This window comes from Erwinia sp. JUb26, assembly GCF_003751505.1.
GTDB lineage: Bacteria > Pseudomonadota > Gammaproteobacteria > Enterobacterales > Enterobacteriaceae > Erwinia.
Genome location: NZ_RJVB01000001.1, coordinates 1,015,111 through 1,039,021 on the forward strand (window position 1 = coordinate 1,015,111; position 23,911 = coordinate 1,039,021).

The window sequence follows — 23,911 nt, forward strand, 5'->3', positions numbered from 1 at the left end:
TCCCGGAAGGTAAAGAAAAATAGCGAAATACACACAGATCCTGTGCCATCAGTCTTCGCTGCTGGTCAGTTGGTCGGGGATTATTGCGCAGGCGTTAGGAGAATTCTAGTGTGTTTTTTGGCTAGGATTTCCCGCCTTGATTATTGCTAAATCACCCGCTAAAAACGAATCTGCAATAAACAATGCCGTAGAAAGACGGGGTGAGGCGCTGCCCGCACGACATCGACTCATGCAGAGGGCTTGTGGAATATTTCGCGCTATACGCAGGCAATGATGATTAAAATCCTCAGCTGCTACGACCAGTGAAAACTGCTTCTTCGCCTGCGTCCACGGCGTGACAATCCCGACCGTAACGTTTCCGGTTTTAGTCAAAACAATTTCACTCTGATAATCATCGGCACTGAAATAATTTAATCTAAACACCATACTCAACGTTTGTTAATGGTTATTAACTCCCAACAGAAAAATAGTCCTTTTAAATATTAAAAACTCAAAAAAACACCAATCTATCCAATTAAAAATTAATCGTAAAACTTAGATCTTCGTCGCTGAAACTCCGTTGTGTTTTTATATGACAGGGTGTAGATTTCTGCCACTTCGCCCAGATCGATTCGGCTAAAAAATAACACACCTCGGCTATTCTGAGTGTTATGCCGTTAACGCGTAGTTTTTATTGTTAACGTTATTTATGATTAAAAATAAAAGAATTATATAATCCCACTCTTTAAATTCCAGGATACTCATTATGGCAAAAATTACAGCAGCAATTTTACTGACCGTTATTCCTCTGTTCACCACCGGCTGTATTTCACTTAGTCCGAGCGAAAAACCGTCTGCCACGTCGCCGCAGCTTCAGGCTTCAGGAAAGGCAAAGCTATGGAACGATGCTACGCTGTTCGGGAAGGTACCTGCAACGCTACAGCACGAAGGCGATGTGAAATGCGCGGCCCAGCATAAAGGCGCGGCGATTGGCTATCACCCGCATGCGAAAAAAGCGGACGGCAGCTATTTCCAGGGCAACGCTTATCTGTGCTCGATGATTTAATTCAGCATCCTGCAACCTTACGGTCCCGGTTTGATTTTCCGGGACCGTATCCGAACGGTCGCGACACAGGCAATCGATCGACCACTCTGTACCCTTCGGTCGCCAAAAATAAACCTGACTAAAAATAAATTTATCGATAAAGCGGCTGTTCCAGTTCCTGCCCTTGTTTTATGCCACATTTTTCCTGGTATTTATCATGCTCATAATCCTTTGCTATAGGATCAACGAATGGTAAAATTTACTTACCAATAAAACCACAAACCAAATGGATTTCACGCATGACCACTGAGGCTCCGAACGCCGTAGAACAGGTTAAAGACCATCGTATATTTATGTTTTTAAAAAAGATCGTGGGAGAATCGTATCATGGCTGTGTCTTTTACATCTTTTTAAGTCTTGTTCTTTATCTGTGTATCGGCCTGGATCTCCGCGGATTTGTTAATCAAAAGGCCGTCAGCATATTTTTCGAAAACATTGCTCCCGATTCCATTATGATATTATTTACCGCAGGCGGAATGCTCACCATCATCAGAATGATGGCCACCGGTCCAACTAAAGACTCTCTCCCCAAAAAAGGCAAGTTCTATCGTTTTTTGGTTTTCCCGGTAGTCAACACGGGAAAGGTGTTAGCGATTTCAGGTCTTGGGATGATGATCGGTAACTTTATTGTTAGTCTTTTTTTTATCGACACCGAAAACGCCTCATTAAAGGCGTTCTATTTACTGGCTGTGTTTACCATGTACATCTTTTTTTTCGGCGTGATGGAATACTTTGGAAAATACGGTTACACGCCGATTATTAGCGAATGCTGTACGCAGTTTATGCTGGCCACCCTGCTGGTTATCCTTCCCTGCCTTTATGTGTGGGCTAATTAATTATCGCTGACGATCCGGCACGTTATTATTGGACAACGTGCCGGATTGTTTAAAACGACAGCTCGCGGATCAATACCGCGTGCACCCGCTGCCACAGTTTGACCGCCAGGCTTTGCGATTGCCCCTTCAGCGACACCGTACCGACCAGCACCTGCTGTGGCGCAATGCTGTCGCTGGGCAGCTTCAGCACCACGCGATAGACCGCCTGTTCAGGCATCAGCCTGCGCTGCGAATCGCTCAGCGTCGCCACCGGGCCGCCATACACCGAGGCCAGCTCCGCCAGCGGCTTCATATCCGCCAACGCCGCATGTTCAATATCCAGCACGGTAATCTCACTGGCGGCGCGAGAGGCATCGCGAGGATAGAAAGTGCCGCTGTCGCCCACCTTCAGCCTCCGCCAGTCCTGTTCGGACACCAGCGCCTCTACTACGCCGCCCTGAGAGCCGATCAGCGTCCCAAGCCACTCCCCCGGCGGCAGCCATTCTCCCGGTGTGAGCGGCAGCATTTGGTCGACCATGATCCCGTCTGCGGGGGCACGCACGGTCAGTGCCTGCTGCTGCTGTTCCAGCACCTGGAGCCGCTGATTTGCGGCCTCGCGCTCCTGACGCACGCGCTGATGGTTCTGCGCTGCCCGGCGGTTCATCAGTTGATACTGCTGCTGCCAGTTAAGGGTGGCCACCTGCTTTTCCAACTGCTGTCGCTGGTGCGATTCACCGTCGGCCTGCAGGATAAACAGCGGATCCCCGGCCTTCACCTGCTGCCCGGGTTTCACCAGAATCTCGCCGACTCGTCCGGCCAGCGGCATATAAAAGCTGTGCTGCTCGGCGGCGCGCAGCAGCGCCGGAGCCGTAACGGTGCGCTGCCACGGCACGATCAGCGCCAGCAGGGCCAGCGTTATGGCACCCAGCGTCACACCAAGATGGCGATTCATTCGATAATCCTTACGTCGTTGGGCCCATTCACGTAGCTCCTGCCAGATCGGCAGCAGGATAAACCAGCCAATTTCCACCGCGAACAGCGCCATCCCCAGCAGCTTAAACGCCATGTGATAAACCAGCAGCGCAATCCCGGTAAACAAAAACAGGCGATACACCCAGGTGGCGAAGGCGTAGCTCAGCAGCGTGCGCCGCAGCCAGTCCGGCCAATGTTCGGGCGGGGCATCGCCGAGCCCGAACAGCCATTCGCGCAGCCGCCAGCGGGCCAGCGCAAAGCCGCGCGCCTGCAAATTCGGCACGCCCAGCGCGTCGGAGAGCAGGAAGTAGCCGTCAAAGCGCATTAGCGGGCTGAGGTTGATCAGCAGAGTCATTATCCAGGTGGTGGTCGCCAGCATAAACGCCGCGCTGCGCCACATGCCGTCCGGCAGGAAGCTCCATGCCAGCGTCGCCCAGGCCGCCAGCGCCAGCTCCACCAGCATGCCGGAAGCCCCTATCGCCAGCCGCTGGCGGCGCTTCGGCAGTTTCCACGACGCCGATGTATCGGTATACAGCACCGGCATCAGCACCAGCAGCGCCACCCCCAGCGTGGAGACGCGCGCGCCGTAGCGGGTGCAGGTAAAGGCATGCCCCAGCTCGTGCAGGCACTTGGTGACCACCAGCGTGCCCCCGGCCAGCAGTGCGCCCTCCAGGGTGAAGAAGTGCAGGAAGGTGTGCAGAAAGGTCTGCCACTGGCGACTGGCGAACAGCAGTCCGCAGGCCCCGGCGGCCAGGGTCGCCAGCCAGAACGGTCGCCGATAGAACAGCTCAACGTGCGGCAGTAGCCGCTGCAGCAGGCGGTGCGGATGCAGCAGCGGAATGCGCATAAACAGATAGTTATGCAACAGCCAGCGCCACCAGACGCTGCGGCTCTGCTGCTGCTGATTGAGGAACTGCTTCAGCGCGGCTTCGCCTTCAGGCCGGGTCAGCGAATGAAACTGCAGGAAGCGGCTGAAGCTCTCCACCTCCTCGTCGCCGATCTCCAGCGGCAGCCGCTGATTCACCTCGGCAATCAGCCTCTGCCGATCGCCCAGCGACCAGCGCGACAGCAGCGCCATCTCCAGCCAGCCGAGGCGGAAAAAGCGCCCGCGCTGTGGATCTTCCAGCGTCCAGCTGGGGGAACCGTCCCAGTTTGCCGGGCCGCGATGCAGAATTAACTCTTCGCGCAGCGGCGGCAGCGGGGCCGAATTTGCGGCAGAACGCGCTGCCGAAGCCCCCCCGGCATGCAGCTGCGCATCGACGCCTGTTGTCATTACGCCCTGAGCAGCCAGAGCTGCCGAATCAGGAAAGGAGCCCGTCGCAGTGCCGTTAACAGAAGCCCGCACGGTTACACTCCCAGCCAGACGCGCATCGCCGACCACGGCTTACGCAGCAGCCAGGCGATCAGCACCGTGCGTTCTCCGTAGATTTTCGCACTGCCCTTCAGCCCGACACGCAGCAGCGGATCCGGCTGGCTGAATCCAGCGCGTAGTCGGTAGGCCATAATGTTCTCCGCCGTCAGTGCCGCGCGGTAGCCGGTCTGCTGTAACGTTGCCGCCACCGATTTATCCGGCGCAACGTTGAGGAACAGCCGCACGTCGGCACCCGGTGCCAGCGCGATGGCGTCGGCGGCGGGCAGTTGGATCTCCAGCTCGCTGTCTGCCGGATCGGCCACCAGCATAATTTTCTCACCGACCGCCACCGGACGGCCGGTAAGATCGCTGACGTCGTCAAAAATCGCCACGCCGTCGCGCGGGGCGACCAGCTCGGTACGCGCCAGCTGCGCCTGCAGGAAGGTCATTTCGGATCGCCCCTGATTGCGGCGGCTGGCCAGCACCGCCAGCTGGGCTTTCGCGTCGGTATCGCTCAGCGCCTGCTGCTGCGCCTGGCGATATTCGCCGTCGCTGGCGGCAAACTGCTGCCTGGCGCTTTCCAGCTGGTTTTGCAGCTCGCGGGAGTCCAGCCGCACCAGCGCCTGGCCCTGCTTCACCGCCTGGTTGGGCCGTACCAGGATCTCATCAATCACCCCGGCCAGCGGCGCGCGCAGCAGCGCCGGGCGATGCGCCACCACTTCCGCCGGTGCAATCACCGACTGGCGCACCGGGATCAGCATCAGCGCCAGCAGCACGGCGCAGGCGGCAATCACCCTGCCGCGCTTCGGCTTCTGTCGCTTAGCCCCGCGCCGGTTATTCAGGCCGAACCAGGCGTGACCATAAGCTCCGCCCAGCTCTTTCAACAATAGCAGGTCGCCGTCCTGCCACGGCGTTTCACGCAGCAGCAGCAGCGCCAGTGCGGTTTCGCCCTGCGCGGCAGGCAGCGGCAGCCACAGCCCGTACGCGGGCAGATACTCCTGCCACACCGCGCGGTCGGCGGGGTCCAGCACGCTGGCATCCAGCCGCGACGGCTGGCTGTAACTCTGCTGCCAGCGCGAACACAGCCGGGCCATCTCCTGGCTGAACGGCGCGTGGCCGTCCGGCGCGGCGATGCCGGAAACGGCACGCAGCCTGCCGCTGACGCCATCCCACAGCAGCGCCTGGCGGTAGGGCGTCAGGCGATGGGTTTCGTTGACCATAAAGAAGGCCAGCTCGTCGCTGCTGGCCAGCTCGCGCACCCGTCCCTGCAGGCGTAGCAGTTCGCTCAGCGCCCGCAGATGCCCTTCCGCTGCCGCGGTCTGGTTCATCTCACTCATTCCGCCGCCGTGCCCGAGGCGGCAGGCAGGCTGAACTGCGCCGCGCCGCTCATGCCGGGCAGCAGCAGGCCGTCACCCTTCTCTTCAATGCGGCCAAACACCTTCACCGACTGGCTGACCGGATCCACCGCCGAGGAGAGCCGGACGATTTTCGCCGGGTAGCTTTCCCCGGTTTCATCCAGCGCCACGGTAAACGGCGTACCGGCTTTCAGCCAGCGCAGCCAGCGCGACGGCACGATCATTTCCAGCTCAAAGGCGCTGTCGTCGTACAGCGTCAGCAGCGGCTTGCCTTCCGGCACCGTTTCCCAGTTGCGCACCAGCGTTTCGGTCACGCGGCCGGAGAACGGCGCTTTCAGTACGCAGCGGTCGAGCATCGCCCGGTTCACGCCGCTTTCCGCCTGCGCCATGCTCACCGCCGAACGCGCCTGCTCAACGTCCGAGACGCTAATTGAGTTCAGGCGATCCAGCCGGTTGGCCACCGCCAGCTTTTTCCGCGCCGCCTGTTCGTTGGCGCTGGCATAGTTCAGCTTCTCTTTCAGCATGGTGCAGTCGAAGCTCAGCAGGGTGGCACCCTGCTTCACCCGATCGCCCTCTTTCACCGTCAGCGTGTTAATCCGCGCCGCAATGCCGCTGGAGAGCGTGGTCTGCTGTACCGCACTGAGCTGGACGCGCACCGGCTCCGGCGGCGCGTCCTCCGCCAGCGCGCGGTCGGCACACACCATCATCAGCGCCAGCAGCAGCGGATGGGCCAGTTTTTTGTGCATCACTGCGCACCACCGGACAGGGAGCTGTAGCTGTCCCACATGTTGCCTGAACTCACCGCGTACGGCTGGCTGCTCACCGCCTGCTGCGCCGGTGTCGGTGTCGGTGCCGGACGGCTGGCGGCCAGCAGCGCGGCGGATGGCGTGGCGGTGGTGACTTTGCCCGTAGGCGCACCCAGTACCGGCACGGCAATCGCCCCGTTTTCAATCTGCTTGCTGGTGCTGTTGATGCTGCTGCTGAGCGCGGCCAGGCTGGTGTCGTTAACGCGGTCCGGCAGAATATCCAGACCGGCGGCCTGCCAGATGCTGCCCAGCGCGTTCTGCATCACCGCGAAGCTGCGGTCGCGAGCGCGAGTGGTCAGAATGGTTTCGGTGCTGACGCGAATCTGTTCCATCTGGGTGGCAGCCTGGTTACGGTAGCTGAGGTCGGTCTGCTGGTAGATGCCCTGCTGCACGCGCGCCAGTTCCTGGTAGCGGTTAAACATCTGCACGCTGCTCAGGTACTCCTGCCAGGAGACGTTAACCTGGGCCATCACCGCCATGCGCATCGCCTGGCGACGGGCTTCCGCCACCTGCTCTGCCGACTCGCCCGCACGCTTCACCGACGACCACGCCAGCACGTTCAGCAGGTTGCCGCTAACCTGTACCCCGGCAGAGGCCCAGCCGTGGTTCACCAGGTAGCTGTTGCTGTCGCCGTTCACCCCGGCAAACAGCGTCGCACCCGGCATCAGGCGCAGCAGCGAGCGGCGGGTTTCCAGCACCGCGTTGCGCGCTTCGTAGCTCTCCTCGCGGATTTCCGGGCGGCGCACCATGGAAATATTTTCCAGATCGCCGAGGGTGTAGCTCATCTTCGGCGCGGTCATGCTGCTTTCAGCAGGTACCACCAGACTGAAGTCGCTGGCCGGCGGCAGGTTCATCAGCGAGGACAGGCGGGCTTTCGCCAGCGCCAGGTCGCTGTCCACCACTTCCAGCTGGCGTACCATTTCCAGCATATTTTTCTGGAAGCGCAGGGATTCTACCGGCGGCAGCAGGCGCTCGCGCTCGGTGGCGCGGGCGTACTCCAGCGAGCGTTTCGCTTCGCCCAGCGCACGGGTCACTTCGGGCTTCAGGCGTTGTGCGGTGGCCGCTTCCCACCAGGCGGTACGCACCTGACGGGTAATATCCGCCACCACTTTGCGGCGACGCTCCTCGGCGGCAAGGGTTTTATTCGCCTGCATATGGGCGTTGACGTAGCTGATACCGAAGTCCAGCACGTTCCAGCTCATGGTCAGGTCGGCGGTACGGGTGGTCTGATCCTGGCTGGTGGACGATTCCAGCGACTGCTGGCCGGTGGTCACCGACTGGCTGCTGGAACCGGCGACGTTGTCGCGGGTTTGCAGCCCGGCACGGGCCGCCAGCTTCGGCAGCATATCCAGGCTGGCCACGCTGCGCAGATCGTCCTGCATCGCCTGCTCCATCAGCGCCACGCGCTGCTGCAGGTTATACTTCAGCGCGCGGGCAATCGCTTCATCCAGGGTAATGTTGCCGCGCACCGGTTCCTGATCGCTGAACATCTGCGTGCGGTCGGTCATCGCCTGGGTCACCTGTTCCGCGGGGGTCATCGCCTCGGGAGTGACGGCGCATCCGGCCAGCAGGGTGCAGGCCAGCGCCACGGCCAGGCTTAAACGACGCGGCGCGCTGACCGGCGCCTGTACTGGTGCAGAAACAGAGGTAAAGTGAGTCACTGAAAGCGTTCCCATCGTATTGAAATTATTCATTTATAAAGTTAAATCCCTGTTAGTCACGCGCCAGCGCATTCAGCGCCTGGAGCAAATCGTCGCCGTCGCCGCGCAGGGCATTCAGCGAGTGTGAAACACCCTGATTAAAGGCCACATCCGGCTGCGCCTGAACGCGTACGCCGGTGGTCGGTATCAGGAAGCGTTCGCTGGCTTCCGCCGCCGCGCGCGCTGACTCGCTGCCGTGCAGCGTCAACAGCAGCGACGGGGCACCGCCCGCACGCTCAAGGCGCAGCTGAATCTGACCGACGCGACCGGCATCGGCGGCATTAATTTGCAGCTCGCGGCGTGCGGCGTCATAGCGGATCCATTCCGGCAGCGGACGACCGTTGGCCAGCTGAACCGACACAATGCCGCCGCGCCCCGCCAGGCCAGGCGGTAGCGCATAGACCTGCTGACCGTTGCCGCCGTCGTGCCATTCACCGCGCCATGCGGTGGCGCGCGCCAGCGCCGGGTTATCGGCGGTACGGGAAGTAAAGTTGACCTTCTCCAGCGGCGGCATCAGCGTTGGCATCAGCGGATCGAGCTGCCACGGCGTGGCCTGGTAGTCCAGCGGACCGCTGGCCAGCACCGGGGTATCGCTCAGCACCAGCGGGTCGCGCGGTGCCTCGGCGCTGACCGGGATAAATTCCGGCTCGCGCTCCTGCCAGATAAAGCGTTCGGCATTGCCGTCCGCCTGCGGGAATAGCCTGACCGGGGTCATCACCACCGGTGAGACGCCCGCGCCCGCAGGCTGGATAGTCAGCGTAAAGGTGCGGCTGGCCACGCCGCCGTAAGGATCGGTGACGCTAACGGTAATCAGGTAGCTGCCGTCGGTGGCGGCGCGGCCGCTGAGGGTGCGGCTGTCAGCGTCAAAGCTCAGCCCGTCCGGCAGCCCGCTGACGCTCCAGGTGAGGTCATCGCCATCGGCATCGTTAAACAGATCCGCGGGCAGCGTCTGCTGCCAGTCAATGCCGGCTATCGGCTGGTCCGGGGTAAATGTGACGTCGGTGACCTGCGGCGCGCGGTTGGCCAGTAGCACCAGCGTGCGGCTGACGCTGGCACCCCAGGCATCGGTCGCAGTCAGCGTCAGGGTGTAGCGCCCGGACGGCAGCGTGCCGCTCAGCGTGTGGGTTTCGGCATCAAAGCGAAGTCCCGCAGGCAGGTTATCCGCCTGCCAGGTCAACGCATCGCCGTCGGCGTCGGTAAACAGCGTGTCGGCCAGCGCCACGCTAATGGCCGTACCGGATGAGACGCTGAAGCTGGTCTCACCGCTGCCCAGTTCCGGCGTGGTATTCACCCGCAGTTCAAGCTGGCGGGTCGCGCTGGCACCGTCGCCGTCGGTCACGGTAATGGTCAGGGAATAGACCCCTGCCGAGGTAGCGGTACCGCTCAGCGTGCGGGTGGCCGCATCAAAGGTGACCCCGTCCGGCAGGCCGCTGATGCGCCAGCTCAACGTGTCGTTATCAGCATCGGTAAACATCCCCTGTGGCAGCGTGGCGGTGTACGCCGTACCAAGGGTGATCACCGCAGGCTGATAGCTGACGTCGGTACTCTGCGGCGCGTGGTTAATGGTGACATCCTGCTGCCAGGCACCGCTGGTGAGCTCACCGTCGCTGACAATAAGTGACAGTGTCACTGTGCGTCCGGTGCTGTTGTCCGCATTGTTGTAGACCAGGCTGCTGATAACCCGGCCTGCGGTGGCGCTGCTGACGCCGTCGGCGAAGGTGACGATCAGCACACCGTCGTGCTGGCTGAAGCTACCAATCACCGTGCCGTTATCCAGAACCCGGCCGTCGGCGTTCAGGGTCAGGCCGCTGTCGGCGGTGAAGGCAAAGCTGCCCAACCCGCTGCTGTCGGTGACGGTAACGCTCGCCCCGCCGTAGTTGCCGCTGCCGTCGTTAAGCACGTCCAGCGCTTTGTCTTTTAGCGTAACGTCGCTGCTGAAGTTCAGCTCCGCGCCGCTGCCGACGGTGTAACGCACCTCTTCAACCACGGTAATCAGGCTGGCGAGCTGGCTGCCGCTGACGATCACTCCGCCGTCGCTGGTGGTGAGGATTTTGGTTGCGCCGTTCAGCGCCGCGTACTCGCTGCTGCTCCAGCTGGAGGTCAGGGTCAGCTTGCCGCTGTTGCCGATGCTGTAAGCCTGCAACGTCCCGTCGCTCAGGGTAACGTACAGGCTGTCGCTGCTGGTCGCCAGCGCGGTCACGCCGCTGATATCGCTCATCACGCCGGTCTGCACGATCTGGCCGCTCTTCTGGTTCAGGCTGAAGATTTGCAGGCCGCTGCTGGTGGCGACGTAAATCAGGCTGCCGTCCTCGCTGACGGTCATCGCCGACGGTGAGTCGATGGACAGCTTGCTGCCGCTGGCGTCGGTGTCCTGATCGAAGACCGCGCCGAGCAGCGCCAGCGTACCGTCCGCCTGGCGCTGGTAGACAATAATGGCGTTGGGGAACTGATCCGCTACCGGGTCGGTGACGATAAACAGATAATCGCCGCTGAGCACCTGCGCCACCGGCTGCCACAGGTGCGGCGGATCGAAGGCATTGGCTTCGACATCCCCGAGATTGGTCATCTTGCCGGTTTCGGCATCGATGGCGATCGCGCTGAGACCGCTCTGGTTATACACGTAGATCGTCAGCCCGTCGTCGGAGACCAGCACCGAGCTGATATCCCACATTTGCACGGTATCGAGCTGCGTCAGCGTACCGTCGGTCCCGATACTGAAGATATTCAGGCTGTAATTGATTTCATCATCCGACGCACCTTCCGCTTTGCCGCTGGTGCTGATCACCAGCTTGCTGCCGTTATCAATCAGGGCGATCTTGTCGATTTTACCCAGCCCGCTGTCCATGTTGCCGAGCCAGGTCAGCGCCCCGGTGGTGGTATCGCGGCTGAACAGCGCGACCTTGCCGCTGCCGTCGATGGCGTACAGGCTGGTGCCGTCATCCGACAGCACGGTTTGGATCAGGGTGCCGAGGCCGCTCACTTCACTGAGGCTGCCGGCCCAGGCCAGCTTATCGCTGTCCGGTGAGCTGAGCTGCGGACCGGCGTCCTGCGCCTGAAGCGTAATCACCGAGTGGATATCCAGATCGGTGCTGTCGCTGCCGCCGAGCGCGGTACCGCCACTGTCTTTAATCCCGGTCAGCACGATTTCGCGGCTGCCGAGATAGGCATCCGGGTTGCCGTAGCCAAGGGTATTGATCAGCGTCTGGGCTTTTTCAGCGCTGATGCCCGCGTCGCTGACGAGGGTTAACGAGGCCACGCCGTCGGTCACGCTGACGGTGACCACGATATTGCTGTCGGTCAGCACGCGAACGCCGTCGGCCAGCAGGACGTTTTTGCCGTCAATCACCAGATAATCGCTCTCGCCGCTCACCAGTCCGCTGACGCTGAGGGTGATTTGTACGATGCTCTGGCCGTTCTCGATGGTATCCACCACCGTGTTGCTGAACACCAGCGTGCTGCCGCTGGTGTCGCGGTAGGTCGGGTCGGTGGCCTGGCTGCTCACTTCCGGCGCGTCGTTAATCTGAGTGACATTGACCTCAACCGACTGGCTGGCGGTGGTCCAGGGATCGCTGATGCTGACCACCATCTTCAGGGTGCTGCCCGGCGCTTTACTGGTGCTCTGCCAGCTGATTTGATGCAGCACCTGATTAGCGACCGCGGTGGTGACATCGGCGGTAAAGGTCACGGTCAGGGTACCCTCGCTGACGGTGAAGCTGGCGATGGCGGTGCCGTTAAGCAGGATGTTGCCGTTCTCCAGCGTCAGCCCGTTACCCTCTTGCAGACTGTAACTGTCGTCGGCGTTGGTTCCCCCGTCACGCGCCATGGTAATGCTGGCACCGTTATAGTTGCCCGCACCGCCGTTGGCCGCATCGTAATCCACGTCGCGGAGCACCAGCTGGCTGGCGATCTGGCTGCTGCCGCGTTCGGTCCACGCCACCGAGACCAGATCCGTTGAACTGTCGAACGCGCGCAGGCCGGTTTTGTAGTAGCGCGATCCGCCGTAGATCGATTTGCCGTCGGCGGAGATCGCCACCGCAATCATCGCGCCGTCGCCCTGAAGGGTATTGCGCAAGGTCAGGCTGCCGCCGTCACCGATGGTGTACACCGCCAGGCTGGCGGCGTTGGTGCCAACGTACAGCGCCGTGCCGTCGGCGGAAAGCGTCACCGACATCGGGAAGCCGCCGACCTCGGCGTTGACGGATTTTGACGAAATCAGGCTCATGCTGCCGTTCGCCGCATCGTAGTGCAGCACGGTCAGGTAGTTAGCGGTACCGGTCACCACGTAGATATAGCCGTCATCGGAAACCGTCATCTGGGTGAAGACGCCGCCGTTTAATCCGCTGCTGGAGCTTAGCGTGCCCGCGCTGCTGGCGTTGCCGTCTTTATCGGTCCAGGTCAGTGCGGTGGCGTCGCGGGTCAGCTTGCCGGCATAGCTCAAAACGCCACTGCTGTCGGTGGTGTAGAGATTCATATTACCGGTGCTGCTGATGATGTACAGCGTGCCGCTGGCGTCGAAGTCCATGCTGACGGCGCTGCTCAGGCCGGTGAAGTTCTCCTGCGCGGCGAGTTTGCCCTGCGCATCCACGCTGTAGCGGTACAGCCCGCTGGCGGTCAGCGCGTAAACGCTGCTGCCGTCATCGGACATCGCCAGTTTTACCGCCGTCGCGCTGAGATTCACGCTGGAAACCGCCGTCAGCGAACCGTCATCGCCGAGGGTAAACGCCTGCAGTACCGCCTGACCGCTGCTGTTGGTGCCGGACAGATACAGGGTGTTGCCATCGGCGGAAAACGCCGTCTGGGTGGTGCCCTGAATACCTTCGATTTCGATACCGTTGGTATCGTTACCGTCATTGACGCTGCCCTGGGTATAGGTTTTTTGCAGCGTCAGTACGCCGGTGCTGGTATCGCGGCTGTACACACTGACGTAAATAGTGCCGGTCCAGTTAGCCCCGGTGCCGCCGATCACCACCAGGCTGGTGCCATCGTCCGAAAGCTTGATCGCGTCCACGTAGTAGCCATAGTTCTCAAGGCCACCCTTCGAGGTGTAGATCAGCGAACTGGACTGCGGGCCGAGCGTCGGTTGGGTGTTGGCAGCCTCATCGGCGGTAATCACCCGCAGGGTCATATCACGGCTGGCGCTGTCGCCGGACTTATCGGTGACGGTAATGGTCAGGTAGTTATCGCTAAGCGAGGTCGCCGTACCGCTGATGGTCAGGGTTTTTGCATCGAAGGTCAGCCCTTCCGGCAGTCCGTCTACCGTCCACGTCAGCGTGTCGCCGTAAATGGCATCGGCATCGTTAAACAGCGTGGTGTCCAGCTTCAGGGTGAACGACTCGTTGACCACCGCCGAGCTTAGCTGACTGCTGGCGTCCCAGTTGGTTTCCGGGGCGCGGTTATCGATCTGCGCCACCGCCAGCGACAGCGTCAGACTGGCGGTGGCACCGGTGCTGTCCTTCGCGCTGAGAGTGATGCTGAAGGTGCCAACCGCCGTGGTGGAGCCGGAAATGGTATGGGTTTCGGCATTAAAAGTCAGGCCGTCCGGCAGGCCGGTGACGCTCCAGATCAGGTTTTCGCCGTCAGCATCGCTAAACAGCGCAGGCAGCTCCAGCCAGTAGTCCGTCTCGGTAGTGGCCTGCGGCAGAGTATAACCGGCGGTCACCTCCTGGTTGAGCAGCGGACTGGTGTTGACGCGCAGCAGCACGGTGCCGGTGTTGCTGTTCAGCTGGCCGTCATTGACCACCACACTGAGCGTCACCAGCGCGCTGCTGGTCCCGGTGGTCGCCCACATCACCTGCTGCAGCACCTGGTTGGCGGTGGCGGTGGTCACGTCGGCGGTGAAGGTGATTTTCACCGTATTACCGCTGGCGGCAACGGTGCCAATCACGCTGCCGTTCAGCAGCAGCTGGCTGCCCTGCTGGGTCAGGCCGCCGTCGCTGGCGAAGCTGTACTGGCTATCGCTGCTGCCGGAGGCGGTCAGGGTGATCGAGGCGCCTATATAGTTGCCCGCGCCGTTGTTCAGCACGTCGAAGTTGCTGTCGGAGACGTTCATGCCGGTGGTCACCGCCACCGGGCTGCCGCCGACGGTGTAGGTGATCAGCGAGGTATAGACCTCCACGCTGCTGCCGCCAACCACCGCCAGCGAGGTGCCGTTGCTGGCCAGCGCGGCGCTGCCGCCGGTGGTCTGGCTGCTGACCAGGGTCAGCGCGCCGGTGCTGGCAATGGCATAGACCGACAGCTGGCCAGTACTGGTGCTGACGTACAGCAGGCTGCCGTCGCTGCTGATCGCCACGTCCTGCGCTGAGGTAATGGTGCGGCTTTCGACCTGCGTCAGCACGCTGCCGTTGAAGCGCCAGGCGATCAGCGCTCCGGTGCTGGTATTCAGGGTATAGATCACGCTGCCGTCGCTGCTGGCGGCAACCTGATATTGATAGGAGTAATTAAGCGGCGAGGCCACGGTGGTGTTATCCACTTCAACCAGCGTAGTGACGCCATTCTTTACCTCGCGCTTCAGTACAGTCAGCGTCTGAAAGTCTCCGCCTGCGGTCATGACAAAGACATAATCTCCTACCGAGGTCAACCCGGCATGGCGATCCACATTACCGGTAAGACGGGAGGCATAGACCAGCGCGCCCTGCTCATTGATGTCATAGACATAAATCCCGTTCACTTCAGAGCTGATATAGAGCTGTTTACCATCCTCGCTGATGGCCATATTGATCGGCTTGTCGCCGATGGCTTCTTTACTGGCGAAGGTCAGCGTACCGTCCGCTGCGCGGGTCAGAGTGATGATAGAACTGGTGGCGCTATTTCCATCGGCACTCAGCACCACGTTCAGCAGATAAACCGCCTTATCGCCCACCGCCATACCGCTGGTCACGGCAAAATTCGCCGTGTCGCTAAAGGTTTGCAGTTTAGTCAGCACGCCGCTGTCGGAAACGCTGTAAACCACCACGCTTCCCTTGCTGCTGGCGACGTAGGCGAAGTCACCGTCCGGCGAATAGCTCACGGCATTCGCGCCGTCGGCGAGATCGGACACGGTGAGATCGTCCAGCAGCGTCAGATCGCCGGTGCTGTCCACTTCGGGCGCGAGGTTTTTATCGTTATCGATGGTGACGGTGCTGCTGATATCGAGATCGGTGCTGTGATTTTGCGCGTCGCTAAGGGTTCCCAGCCGCACGGTGACGGTGCCGTTGCCCACGTCGCCGTCCAGCGCGCGATAGCTGATGCCGTTAATCAGGCTCTCTACCGCATCGGGCGTCACGGTACCCGCATTGTTTAGAAATAGCGTTATCGTGGTGGTGTTATCGGCAATCGCCACGCTGTAGGAGTAGTGGCTGTTGGCCGTTTCACCGAAAGCGCTGGTGGTGGTCAGCGTAATCGCCGTGCCGTCAATCACCAGCGCCTGGTTGCTGCCGCTGGTGTTGACGCTGATAGTCAGCTTGCTGATTTCGTGGCCGGTGCTGTCCGCCGATACGCTGGCGTTGCTGAACAGGTGCACGTCGGCACCCGGCGTGCCGGCGGTATCAATGCTAAACACTGCATCGCTGACCGGCGTAGCGGTGGCGACCGGTGCGGTGGTGGCAACGGCGGTGGCATCGGCCACGTCGGCGGCGGTGGTGACCGCTGCGGCATCAAACATCATGCGCGGCTCAAGCGCCAGCGTCAGGCTCCAGGCCGGGCGTGTGGATGATTTTTTCATGAGTTCACCTAATAATTAACGCGTTCTGCCGGATGAATTACTCGATCAGGCGTACGGAACTACTCTGTTTATCGATACTCGCCAGAATGTCATCCAGCTTGTTGCTGATTTGACCTTCTGCTCCGGAGAAGCTGGAGCTGTCGGCAAATTCCACCGAACCGCCATCGTTGTTGGTACACTCCTGCAATCCGGGCAGCGCAATGCGGTCAAACAGCCCGCGTCCAAAATCTTCCGGGTCGCCCGGCCGCACGCCGATGAAATAGAACTTGATATCGCGATTGCGGAAGCTTTCGCACAGTGAACGGAAGCGTTCGGTGGCGGCCGTGGTGGCCTGCCCGGTTTCTTCACCGCCGTCGATCGCCTCGCCGACGTAGCTGTTGTAGGAATCGGTGTCGAACCAGTCGCCGGTGGTGTTGGCCATCATCACGATCGCTTTCAGGTTGCCGCTGCCGCCGTCGTTAAAGTCCAGCGGATATTCGCTGTCGCCCCAGCCGTCGCCGCCGCGAAACGCCGGGGACAGCGCCATGGCGCCCCAGCCCATGGCGATGGCGTAGTTGATGTTAAAGTGCGACTCCATCTGGTCGAGGCGGTCGGAAATCTTGCCGAGATCGTCGGTCAGCGGCAGCAGCGCCGCCGTCGGGCAGCCCTTGTCACCGACGATAAAGCGGGTGTCGTTCACACCGGTCGCCTGGCCAAAGTCCGGGTTCGGCCCTACCCACTGAATAAACGGCATCCAGGTGGCGTTAATCGGCAGATCGTGGCGATAGTGGATCCAGAAGCTTTTGGCCGGCGCCTCTTCCCAGAAGTAGTTTTCCCCCTGATCCAGCCCGCGATAGAGGCACATGCGCTGAGTCTGCAGGTCGGGCATCATGCGGCTGGCCATATTGGCGATACCGTAATCGTTGTTACGAAACAGCGACGACAGCTCTACCGGGGTCAGCGCCTGGGTCAGCGACCAGCTGCGAATGCGGGTGCTCCAGTTATCGGCATCCCAGACGCTGACCGACTGGCTGTAGGGCACCAGCGCTATCCGGCGGTCGGGGAAGTCGGTGAGAAAATCATTGGCAAAGGTATTGGTCAGGCGGCGCAGCACGGCCAGGTCACCGGCCTGCTCGCTGGAGGTGTTCGGCAGAATCATCGCCACTTCCGCCGGGCGGTAGATCACCTCGGCGGTCGAAAAGATCTCCTGCTCCTGCGAGCCGACATCCAGCAGTTCGGGATCGCTGGCGTAGCTGACGCTGACGGTAAAGGTACGGTGGGCCTTATCCGTCCGCCCTTCGCTGACCGCAATATCGGAAATCCGCAGCTGTTCCGCCAGGCGGCTGTTGAGGCCGAGGTTGGTGCGCACGTATTCCCACGCCAGCTGCTGCTTTTCACCGTCGCCGAAGCTGCTGTTATTTTTAATCAGCGACTCGCGCCCCACCGCCAGCGCCGCCGCATCCGCCGCGCGCTTGATCTGCGCCGCATCGCCGGTGGTCTGTACGCTGTCGAGGATAAAGGCCCCGCTGACCAGCAGCGCCATCATGCCCAGCACGTAGAAAGCGGTTCCTGCCCCTTTTTCCTGGCGGCAGAAGCGGCGCACCGCGCGGTTCAGCGCGCTGAGAGAGTTATTCATCGGCGTCTTCCTCCAGCCCGGCTTCCGCCGCCAGCGTGGCGTCCAGCGTCAGGGTATTACGCGTGACTCGGTTAACGGCGGTGGCCTTCAGCTGGTTTTTCACCGTCAGGCCGCCCAGCATGGTGATATCACTGCCGTTGCGGCACAGTTCGACCACGATCATCGACACATTCTCTTTACCCGACTCTTCATTCACTTCCGGCAGTTCGCCGGGCCAGGTGCTGCCGGCCGGCACCACGTTATCGGTGCAGATACCGGTGTTATTGCCGCGCGACAGCTGCCAGTAGACCTGGCTATTCTGCCGCACGTTGGCGATATTCAGCTGGTAGCTGCCGGTGTTTTCATCGGGGATGGTCGCGGCCAGCAGCCCGCTCAGGCCCTGGCGGCTCAGCTCGGTCTGCATCGCCAGCACCGAGGCAATCGCCCCGGCGCGCTGTTCCATATGTTCGCGCTCCAGCTCAACGGTAATCAGATCGGTGAGCACCGCGCCCGCCGCCAGCACGATCGGCAGCGCCAGCGCGGTTTCCACCGCCAGCGAGCCGTGCTGTTGCCGCCACAGGCGACGCAGAAGGTTATTCATCGTTCAGTTCCGTGCCGAAAACGTGTTTGTACTGGTAGCGGAAGGTGTTCCCCAGCGACAGCACTTCCGGCAGCGGCGAGAGAAACTCCTTTTTGATCTGCACGGTCACCGACCACACCGGCAGCGTCTGGCGGTTTTCGCCCTGCTCGTCGTCGGACACCGTAAGCCCGCCCAGCTCGCTCAGGCTGTCAAAGTGCAGCACGCTGACCGACAGATCGTCGGCGGAGATATAGCCGTAGCCCGCTTTCACCATCCGGCTGCGCAGCGAATCGGCCATATCGCTGGCGCTTTCGCTTTCCAGCGTGTCCAGGCGAAACGACTGCACGGCGTTATCCAGCGCCACGCTGCCAATGCCGATCACCAGACCGATGCGCGCCAGTTCGAACAGCATCATCACGCCCACCAGCACCACCGGTGCAAGGAATGCCAGTTCGGTGGCGATCACCCCACGTTCGCTGCGCGCGGCGGCGAAGAGGCGGCGCAGTTTTGCGGCTGTCATTGGGCGTTTTCGCTTAGCGGCAGCATCTGGGTGCTGGCCAGCAGCAGCGGATTACCGTTTCCGCCTTTCTGCTTCAGCTCGTCGGCGCGGGTGCTCAGCGTGGCGATCAGCCCGTCGATGCGGTCGGCAGCGGCCAGATGGGACAGCGTGTCGCGCGCGCCGGCCTCATCGCCCTTATAGAGATAGGCCAGCGCCAGGTTCAGCCGCAGCGACGGGTTATTCATATCGGCGGTGCGCAGCTGACCGATGGCGCGATCCGGCTGGCCGCTGGAGAGCCAGGAGAGCGCGAGGTTGTTCATCACCGCTACGTTGCCCGGCTCGCTTTGCAGCGCCTGCTCAAAGCGACGGCGGGCGTCGTCGTGGCGGCCCTGCGCGTCCAGCAGCACGCCCATGCCGTTCAGCGCGGTGGCGTTGCTGTCATCGCGGCGCAGCGCGCACTCGAAGTCTTTCGCGGCGGTGGTCATGCGGCCCAGCGCCAGCTCGGCGCGGCCCATGCCGAGGCACAGCGCCAGCGCTTCGGTGTCCGCCATTTTGTCGATGTTGCCGCCCAGCGCATTGCGCGCGCGGCCATACAGCGCCAGCGCCTGGGCGGGCTGCTGCACGGGCGCACTGACGGTGGCGAATTCCAGCATCTCGGCCCCGCTCAGCTTGCCGCGCGCGTCAAGGCGGGCATAGACTTCGCTGGCCGCTTCCAGCCGACCCTGATCGCGCAGCAGGCGCGCCAGCTTCAGCCCTTCTTCTTTACTGCCCTTCAGGGTCAGGCCGGAACTGCACCCGGCCAGCATCAGGCCGCAGATCAGCGCCAGCAGCAGGCGCGGGGTAAACAGTGATGGAGCGTTTTTGATCGGCATGTCGGGTTCTCTCGTTATTGGGCCAGCAGGCGGATCACGCGCAGCAGCGCGGGAGCGGCCATAATGGCGATAATCGGTGGCAGAATAAGGGCCATCAGCGGCACACTGAGCTGCGCGGGCAGCTTGCCCGCCTTCTCTTCCAGGGTCAGCAGCAGGGTTTTACGGCTTTCATCGGCGATGGTGCGCAGCGCCTGAGACAGCGGCGTGCCATAGCGCTCCGCCTGCAGCAGGGTGGCGACCATGCTTTCGATTTCCGCCACCCGGGTGCGTTCGGCCAGGTGATACAGCGCGGTGTTACGGTCGGCAAGAATTTGCAGTTCGGCGGCGGTGTAACGCAGCTCGTCGGCCATTTCCGGGGCGGACAGCCCCAGCTCCTTCGAGACCACTTGCAAAACGCGGCCAATCGGCAGGCCCGCTTCGGCGCAGACCACCATCAGATCGAGCGCATCGGGCACCGCACGCGCCAGCTTTTCACCGCGACCGGCGGCGCGCATCTTCAGCCAGAACTCCGGGAGCAGCCCACCCACGAAGAAGCCAATCAGCATTGCCGCCAGTCCGGTCAGGCTGAAACGGTCACCGGCGGGCAGCGCGCCGACGTTGAGCAGCAGGCCCAACGCCACGCCGAACGCCAGCTTGCCGCTCAGCAGCCAGCCGAGCGTTTCCACGCGGCGGAATCCGGCCAGGTCCAGCAGGCGGCGCAGCTGCTGGCGATCGCGATCCGATCCCGCCATGCGCTCGCCGAAACGCGCCACCGGCAGCAGCACTTTTTCCAGCTGCGGCGACAGCGCCGCGCCCTGGTTGCGCAGAATACTCAGTTCGTCGGCCGTGCCGCCCTGCCCGGCGTCACCGGCACCGAGGTGTGGGGCCAGCCGCGCCTGCAGGCGCTGTAGCGCACCGCTGCGGCGGCTTCTCAGCAGCAGCCACAGGCCGGCGACAATCAGCAGCAGCGACAGCCACAGCATAGAATCCGGGTTATGACTCATGGTTACGGCTCCTTACGCGATGCGTTTAACCATCAGGTGGGTGATCAACATGCCCAGCGTGATGCTGCACAGCGCGTAAATCAGAATGGTGCTGCCGACCGGATCGCTGAACAGGAAGGTGATATCTTCCGGCGACTTGAGGTACATGTAGCCCAGGCAGCAGGGGAACAGCGCGGCGACAATCTTGGCCGACGCGCGGGCCTCTGAGGTTTTCGACTGCACCTTCATCGCCAGCTCGCGGCGCTGGCGCAGTGTGGTGGCGAGGCGTTCCAGGGTTTCTCCCAGCCGACCGCCCGCTTCCTGATTGATAATCAGGATCACCGCAAAGAAGCGGTATTCGGCCATCGGCACCCGTCCGGCGGAGGTCTGGATCACCTGGCGCAGCGGGATGCCGAGCTTGAGCCAGTGATCGATGGTGCGGAACTCGGTGGCCAGCGGGCCGCTGAGGTGTGAGGCCACCTGACCGAAGGTGTTGGCGACAGGCACCCCGGCGCGTACGCTGCGGGTGATGGCGTCAATGGCATCCGGCAGCCCTTCGCGCAGCTGGTGCAGGTGCTTTTGCAGCGTACTGCGGAACAGCATCACGCCGAGCACCAGCGTGACCAGCAGCGAGAACAGCAGACCGAAGGTCAGCGGCAGCGGCGTGCGCTGACCGAGGGTCATTCCCACCAGCAGCCCAACTGCAGAGAGGATCAGCAGGCGCTTACGCAGGGTCTGCTGCCAGCCGATAAACGCCAGCTGCTGCCACAGTTTTGCCAGCAGCGGCCCGAGCAGCGGCACCGTGGCCAGCGGGGTCTGCGCCTGGCTGCGGAGAATCGACACATCCTCTTCCCCGGCGGCCTCCGCTCCCTCACCGAGGATCTGCGCAAAGCGCAGGCGGCGCTGTTCATCCAGCTGGCGCTGACGCCGCCAGTGGCTGACGGCCAGCACCACAATCAGCACGCTGAGAAATACCAGCCCGGTGATCAGATTCAGCTTAAACGCGTTCATCAGGCTCCCTTAGTGCGCATCGAACAGGTGCGCTTTGTCCGCATAGAACTGCGGGCGCTGGATGGTCTGCACGTATTCGCCGGTGATGCGTCCCTGGCCGTCCGAGCCGGTAATGCGGAAGTTAAACAGGTCCTGCATTTGCAGCACCTCGTTTTCCATGCCGCACAGTTCGCTGACCGCCACCACGCGGCGCATGCCGTCGCGCATACGTTCGATCTGGACGATCAGATGCACCGCGCTGGAGATCTGGCGGCGAATAGCCATCAGCGGCAGCTGCATGTTGGCCATCATCACCATGTTTTCCAGGCGCTGAACCGCATCGCGGGTGGTGTTGGCGTGAACGGTACACAGCGAACCGTCGTGGCCGGTGTTCATCGCCTGCAGCATGTCGAAGCACTCGCCGCCGCGCACCTCGCCCAGGATGATGCGATCCGGACGCATACGCAGGGCGTTACGCATCAGGTCGCGCTGGTCAACTTTACCGCTGCCCTCGGCGCTGACCGGACGGGTTTCCAGACGCACCACGTGCTCCTGCTGTAGCTGCAGCTCGGCGGCGTCTTCGATGGTGATAATGCGGTCGGTGCTGTCGATTTTCTGCGACAGCGCGTTCAGCAGCGTGGTTTTACCGGCACCGGTACCGCCGGAAACAATCACGTTCAGCCGCGCCTGCATCGCCTTGTTCAGCACGTCGGCCATCGCCGGAGACATACAGCCCTGCGAGGCCAGGTGCTCCAGCGACAGGTTGCGGCGCATAAATTTACGGATCGAGATGGTGGTGCCGTCGATCGCCAGCGGATAGGTGATGACGTTAACGCGGCTGCCGTCCGGCAGGCGGGCATCCACCATCGGGCTGGATTCATCGATGCGGCGGCCCACCCCGGCGGCAATGCGCTGGGCGGTGTTAAACACGTGCTCTTCGTCGATAAAGGTGATCGGCGACAGCTCCAGTTTGCCGAAGCGCTCAACAAACACCTGTCCGGCACCGTTGACCAGAATATCGTTGACCGTGTCGTCAGAGAGCAGCGGCTGGATCGGGCCGATGCCGGTCATCTCGTCGAGCATTTCACCGGCGATCAGCTCCTCTTCCTGCCGTGAGAGCTGCAGGCGCTGGTCATCGCACAGCTGACGAATGGCCGACTGGATTTGCAGCAGCAGCTTGTCGCGGGACATCGCCGCTGCGCGACCGGCATCGATCAGGTCATAGAGCTGCGAGCGGATCAGCCGACGGTTGCCGTTGCGGCTTTCCGCCTGCGGGCGCGGCGCGGCAGAAACCTGGCGCGGCTCCGGCACCTCGGCAACGCTGGCCGCCTGCGGTGCGGCATCCGGCTTTCTGACCGGTTCTTCGCGGCGCGGGGTCGCGGGTTTACGCATCAGCATGGGATTTTTCCTCACGTTAGTTCGCTCAGGCGCGCTTAAGCAGGCCGTTCAGCCAGTTCTTTTTCACCGGCTGCAGGCGCTGCCCGCAGGCGAGATCCACCAGTTGGCGCATCGCCTGGCGGAACGGTCCGCTGGCGGCCAGATCCAGCGCGCCCAGGCTCAGGCTCTGCCCCAGCCCGACGCCGGCATGCGGCAGCACCAGGTCCAGTGGACGGCCGACCAGCGCTTCGAACTGCGCGCGGGTCAGCGGCGCGGCGGCGGCATAGTGGCTCTGGTTATGCACCAGCATCAGCCGCTGCCCTTCGCTCTCGTCGCCGATGGCCTGGATGATGCGCTTGACGTTGCGCGCGTCCTGCACCGTCAGTTCGGTGACGATAATCCGCAGGTCGGCACAGCAGATCACATCCAGCGCGCCGTTCGGGAACGAGCCGGGCAGATCCCATACCACCTGATTGAACATGCGGCACAGGCTGCCGCCGAGGTGCAGCACCGCGTCGGCATCCGGCTCGTTCAGCGGACCTAAATCCGGTTTTTGAGCCAGCAAATGCAGGCGGGTATCCACCTGCAACATCGCGCGCTGGAGCAGACGGGTATCCAGCTGGCTGCTTTCCAGCACCGCCGACAGGCCGCCGCTCTCGCTGACGCCCTGCAGCAGCAGCTGATCACCGTGGCGACGATCGAAGTCCACCAGCGCCACCGGCAGATGCCGTTCGCCGGACATCAGCTGCGCCAGTCCGGCAGCAATGGTGCTGGTGCCGACGCCGCCGCTGGCACCGACGACCGCCACGGTGCGCCCGGTGCGGGCATATTCCGGGCCGGACTGCTGACCGTCGCACTTCGCCAGGGTGGCGGAGAGCAGGTCAAGGGTGCAGGGTTTCACCAGATAGTCGGTGACGCCCAATTGCAGCAGCGCACGATACAGGCCGATATCCTGACCCTGGCCGAGCGCGATAATCCGCGTCTGCGGGCCGCACATCGCCATCAGGCTTTCCAGCCCCGGCAGCGGCCAGGCTTCGCCGTCCAGATCCACCAGCAGCACCTGCGGCGGCAGATTCACTTCGCACCACTGCGCGGCGGCGCTCAGGCCACCGGCCAGCACCTGCGCATCGCTGCGCTTCAGCCGCGCCAGATCCTCACGCAGCTGGCTCTGCGGCCCGCTGCCCTGGATAAACGCCACCAGTCCGGTGCCCCACTCTTCGCCTTCCTGCTGGGCGGAATTCGTTGGCTCGCTCAT

The 23,911-nt window shown here is 62.2% G+C and carries 16 protein-coding genes; 2 read left to right on the forward strand and 14 right to left on the reverse strand.

Annotated features, from left to right (window positions below):
- Positions 1 to 105: 105 nt before the first annotated feature.
- Positions 106 to 426 (reverse strand): hypothetical protein, encoded by a 321-nt coding sequence (locus EC836_RS24570; RefSeq protein ID WP_148050354.1) that lies wholly within the window; start codon positions 424 to 426, stop codon positions 106 to 108.
- A gap of 319 nt (positions 427 to 745) precedes the next feature.
- On the opposite strand from EC836_RS24570, the gene EC836_RS04850 reads away from it, so the two are divergent.
- Positions 746 to 1,045 carry a hypothetical protein gene (locus tag EC836_RS04850; RefSeq protein WP_123330603.1) on the forward strand — a complete coding sequence of 100 codons (300 nt, stop codon included), beginning with the start codon at positions 746 to 748 and terminating at the stop codon, positions 1,043 to 1,045.
- 278 nt (positions 1,046 to 1,323) lie between these two features.
- Complete coding sequence (locus EC836_RS04855) at positions 1,324 to 1,920, forward strand: hypothetical protein (RefSeq protein WP_123330605.1); 597 nt, start codon at positions 1,324 to 1,326, stop codon at positions 1,918 to 1,920.
- Positions 1,921 to 1,969: 49 nt separating this feature from the next.
- Here EC836_RS04855 and EC836_RS04860 read toward each other — a convergent pair whose 3' ends face one another.
- The 13 genes from EC836_RS04860 to EC836_RS04920 form a co-directional block, all read right to left on the reverse strand.
- A complete protein-coding gene (locus EC836_RS04860) occupies positions 1,970 to 4,144 on the reverse strand; it encodes an HlyD family efflux transporter periplasmic adaptor subunit (protein ID WP_123330606.1) in 2,175 nt (724 codons plus the stop codon).
- A 74-nt stretch (positions 4,145 to 4,218) separates the two neighbouring features.
- Positions 4,219 to 5,559: an efflux RND transporter periplasmic adaptor subunit gene (locus EC836_RS04865; protein WP_123330608.1), complete on the reverse strand. Its 1,341-nt coding sequence runs from the start codon at positions 5,557 to 5,559 to the stop codon at positions 4,219 to 4,221.
- Complete coding sequence (locus EC836_RS04870; RefSeq protein WP_370346663.1) at positions 5,556 to 6,323, reverse strand: efflux RND transporter periplasmic adaptor subunit; 768 nt, start codon at positions 6,321 to 6,323, stop codon at positions 5,556 to 5,558. The genes EC836_RS04865 and EC836_RS04870 overlap by 4 nt, the downstream gene beginning before the upstream one ends.
- Positions 6,323 to 8,077, reverse strand: coding sequence for a TolC family protein (locus EC836_RS04875; protein ID WP_123330610.1), 1,755 nt, complete (start codon positions 8,075 to 8,077; stop codon positions 6,323 to 6,325). Before EC836_RS04875 ends, EC836_RS04870 begins: the two co-directional genes overlap by 1 nt.
- Before the next feature lie 19 nt (positions 8,078 to 8,096).
- Positions 8,097 to 15,782: a putative Ig domain-containing protein gene (locus EC836_RS04880; RefSeq protein ID WP_123330612.1), complete on the reverse strand. Its 7,686-nt coding sequence runs from the start codon at positions 15,780 to 15,782 to the stop codon at positions 8,097 to 8,099.
- Between the two features lie 37 nt (positions 15,783 to 15,819).
- Positions 15,820 to 17,397: a hypothetical protein gene (locus EC836_RS04885; protein WP_123330614.1), complete on the reverse strand. Its 1,578-nt coding sequence runs from the start codon at positions 17,395 to 17,397 to the stop codon at positions 15,820 to 15,822.
- Entirely contained in the window at positions 17,390 to 17,977 is a 588-nt protein-coding gene (locus tag EC836_RS04890; RefSeq protein ID WP_123330616.1) for a TadE/TadG family type IV pilus assembly protein, read from the reverse strand. The genes EC836_RS04885 and EC836_RS04890 overlap by 8 nt, the downstream gene beginning before the upstream one ends.
- On the reverse strand, positions 17,970 to 18,476 hold the full coding sequence (locus tag EC836_RS04895; protein ID WP_123330618.1) for a TadE/TadG family type IV pilus assembly protein: 507 nt from the start codon (positions 18,474 to 18,476) through the stop codon (positions 17,970 to 17,972). Before EC836_RS04895 ends, EC836_RS04890 begins: the two co-directional genes overlap by 8 nt.
- A complete protein-coding gene (locus EC836_RS04900) occupies positions 18,473 to 19,327 on the reverse strand; it encodes a tetratricopeptide repeat protein (protein ID WP_123330620.1) in 855 nt (284 codons plus the stop codon). The genes EC836_RS04895 and EC836_RS04900 overlap by 4 nt, the downstream gene beginning before the upstream one ends.
- Before the next feature lie 14 nt (positions 19,328 to 19,341).
- A complete protein-coding gene (locus tag EC836_RS04905; RefSeq protein ID WP_123330622.1) occupies positions 19,342 to 20,310 on the reverse strand; it encodes a type II secretion system F family protein in 969 nt (322 codons plus the stop codon).
- 12 nt (positions 20,311 to 20,322) lie between these two features.
- On the reverse strand, positions 20,323 to 21,300 hold the full coding sequence (locus tag EC836_RS04910) for a type II secretion system F family protein (protein ID WP_123330624.1): 978 nt from the start codon (positions 21,298 to 21,300) through the stop codon (positions 20,323 to 20,325).
- Positions 21,301 to 21,309: 9 nt separating this feature from the next.
- Positions 21,310 to 22,677 carry a CpaF family protein gene (locus tag EC836_RS04915; protein ID WP_123330626.1) on the reverse strand — a complete coding sequence of 456 codons (1,368 nt, stop codon included), beginning with the start codon at positions 22,675 to 22,677 and terminating at the stop codon, positions 21,310 to 21,312.
- Between the two features lie 25 nt (positions 22,678 to 22,702).
- On the reverse strand, positions 22,703 to 23,911 hold the full coding sequence (locus tag EC836_RS04920) for a MinD/ParA family protein (RefSeq protein WP_123330628.1): 1,209 nt from the start codon (positions 23,909 to 23,911) through the stop codon (positions 22,703 to 22,705).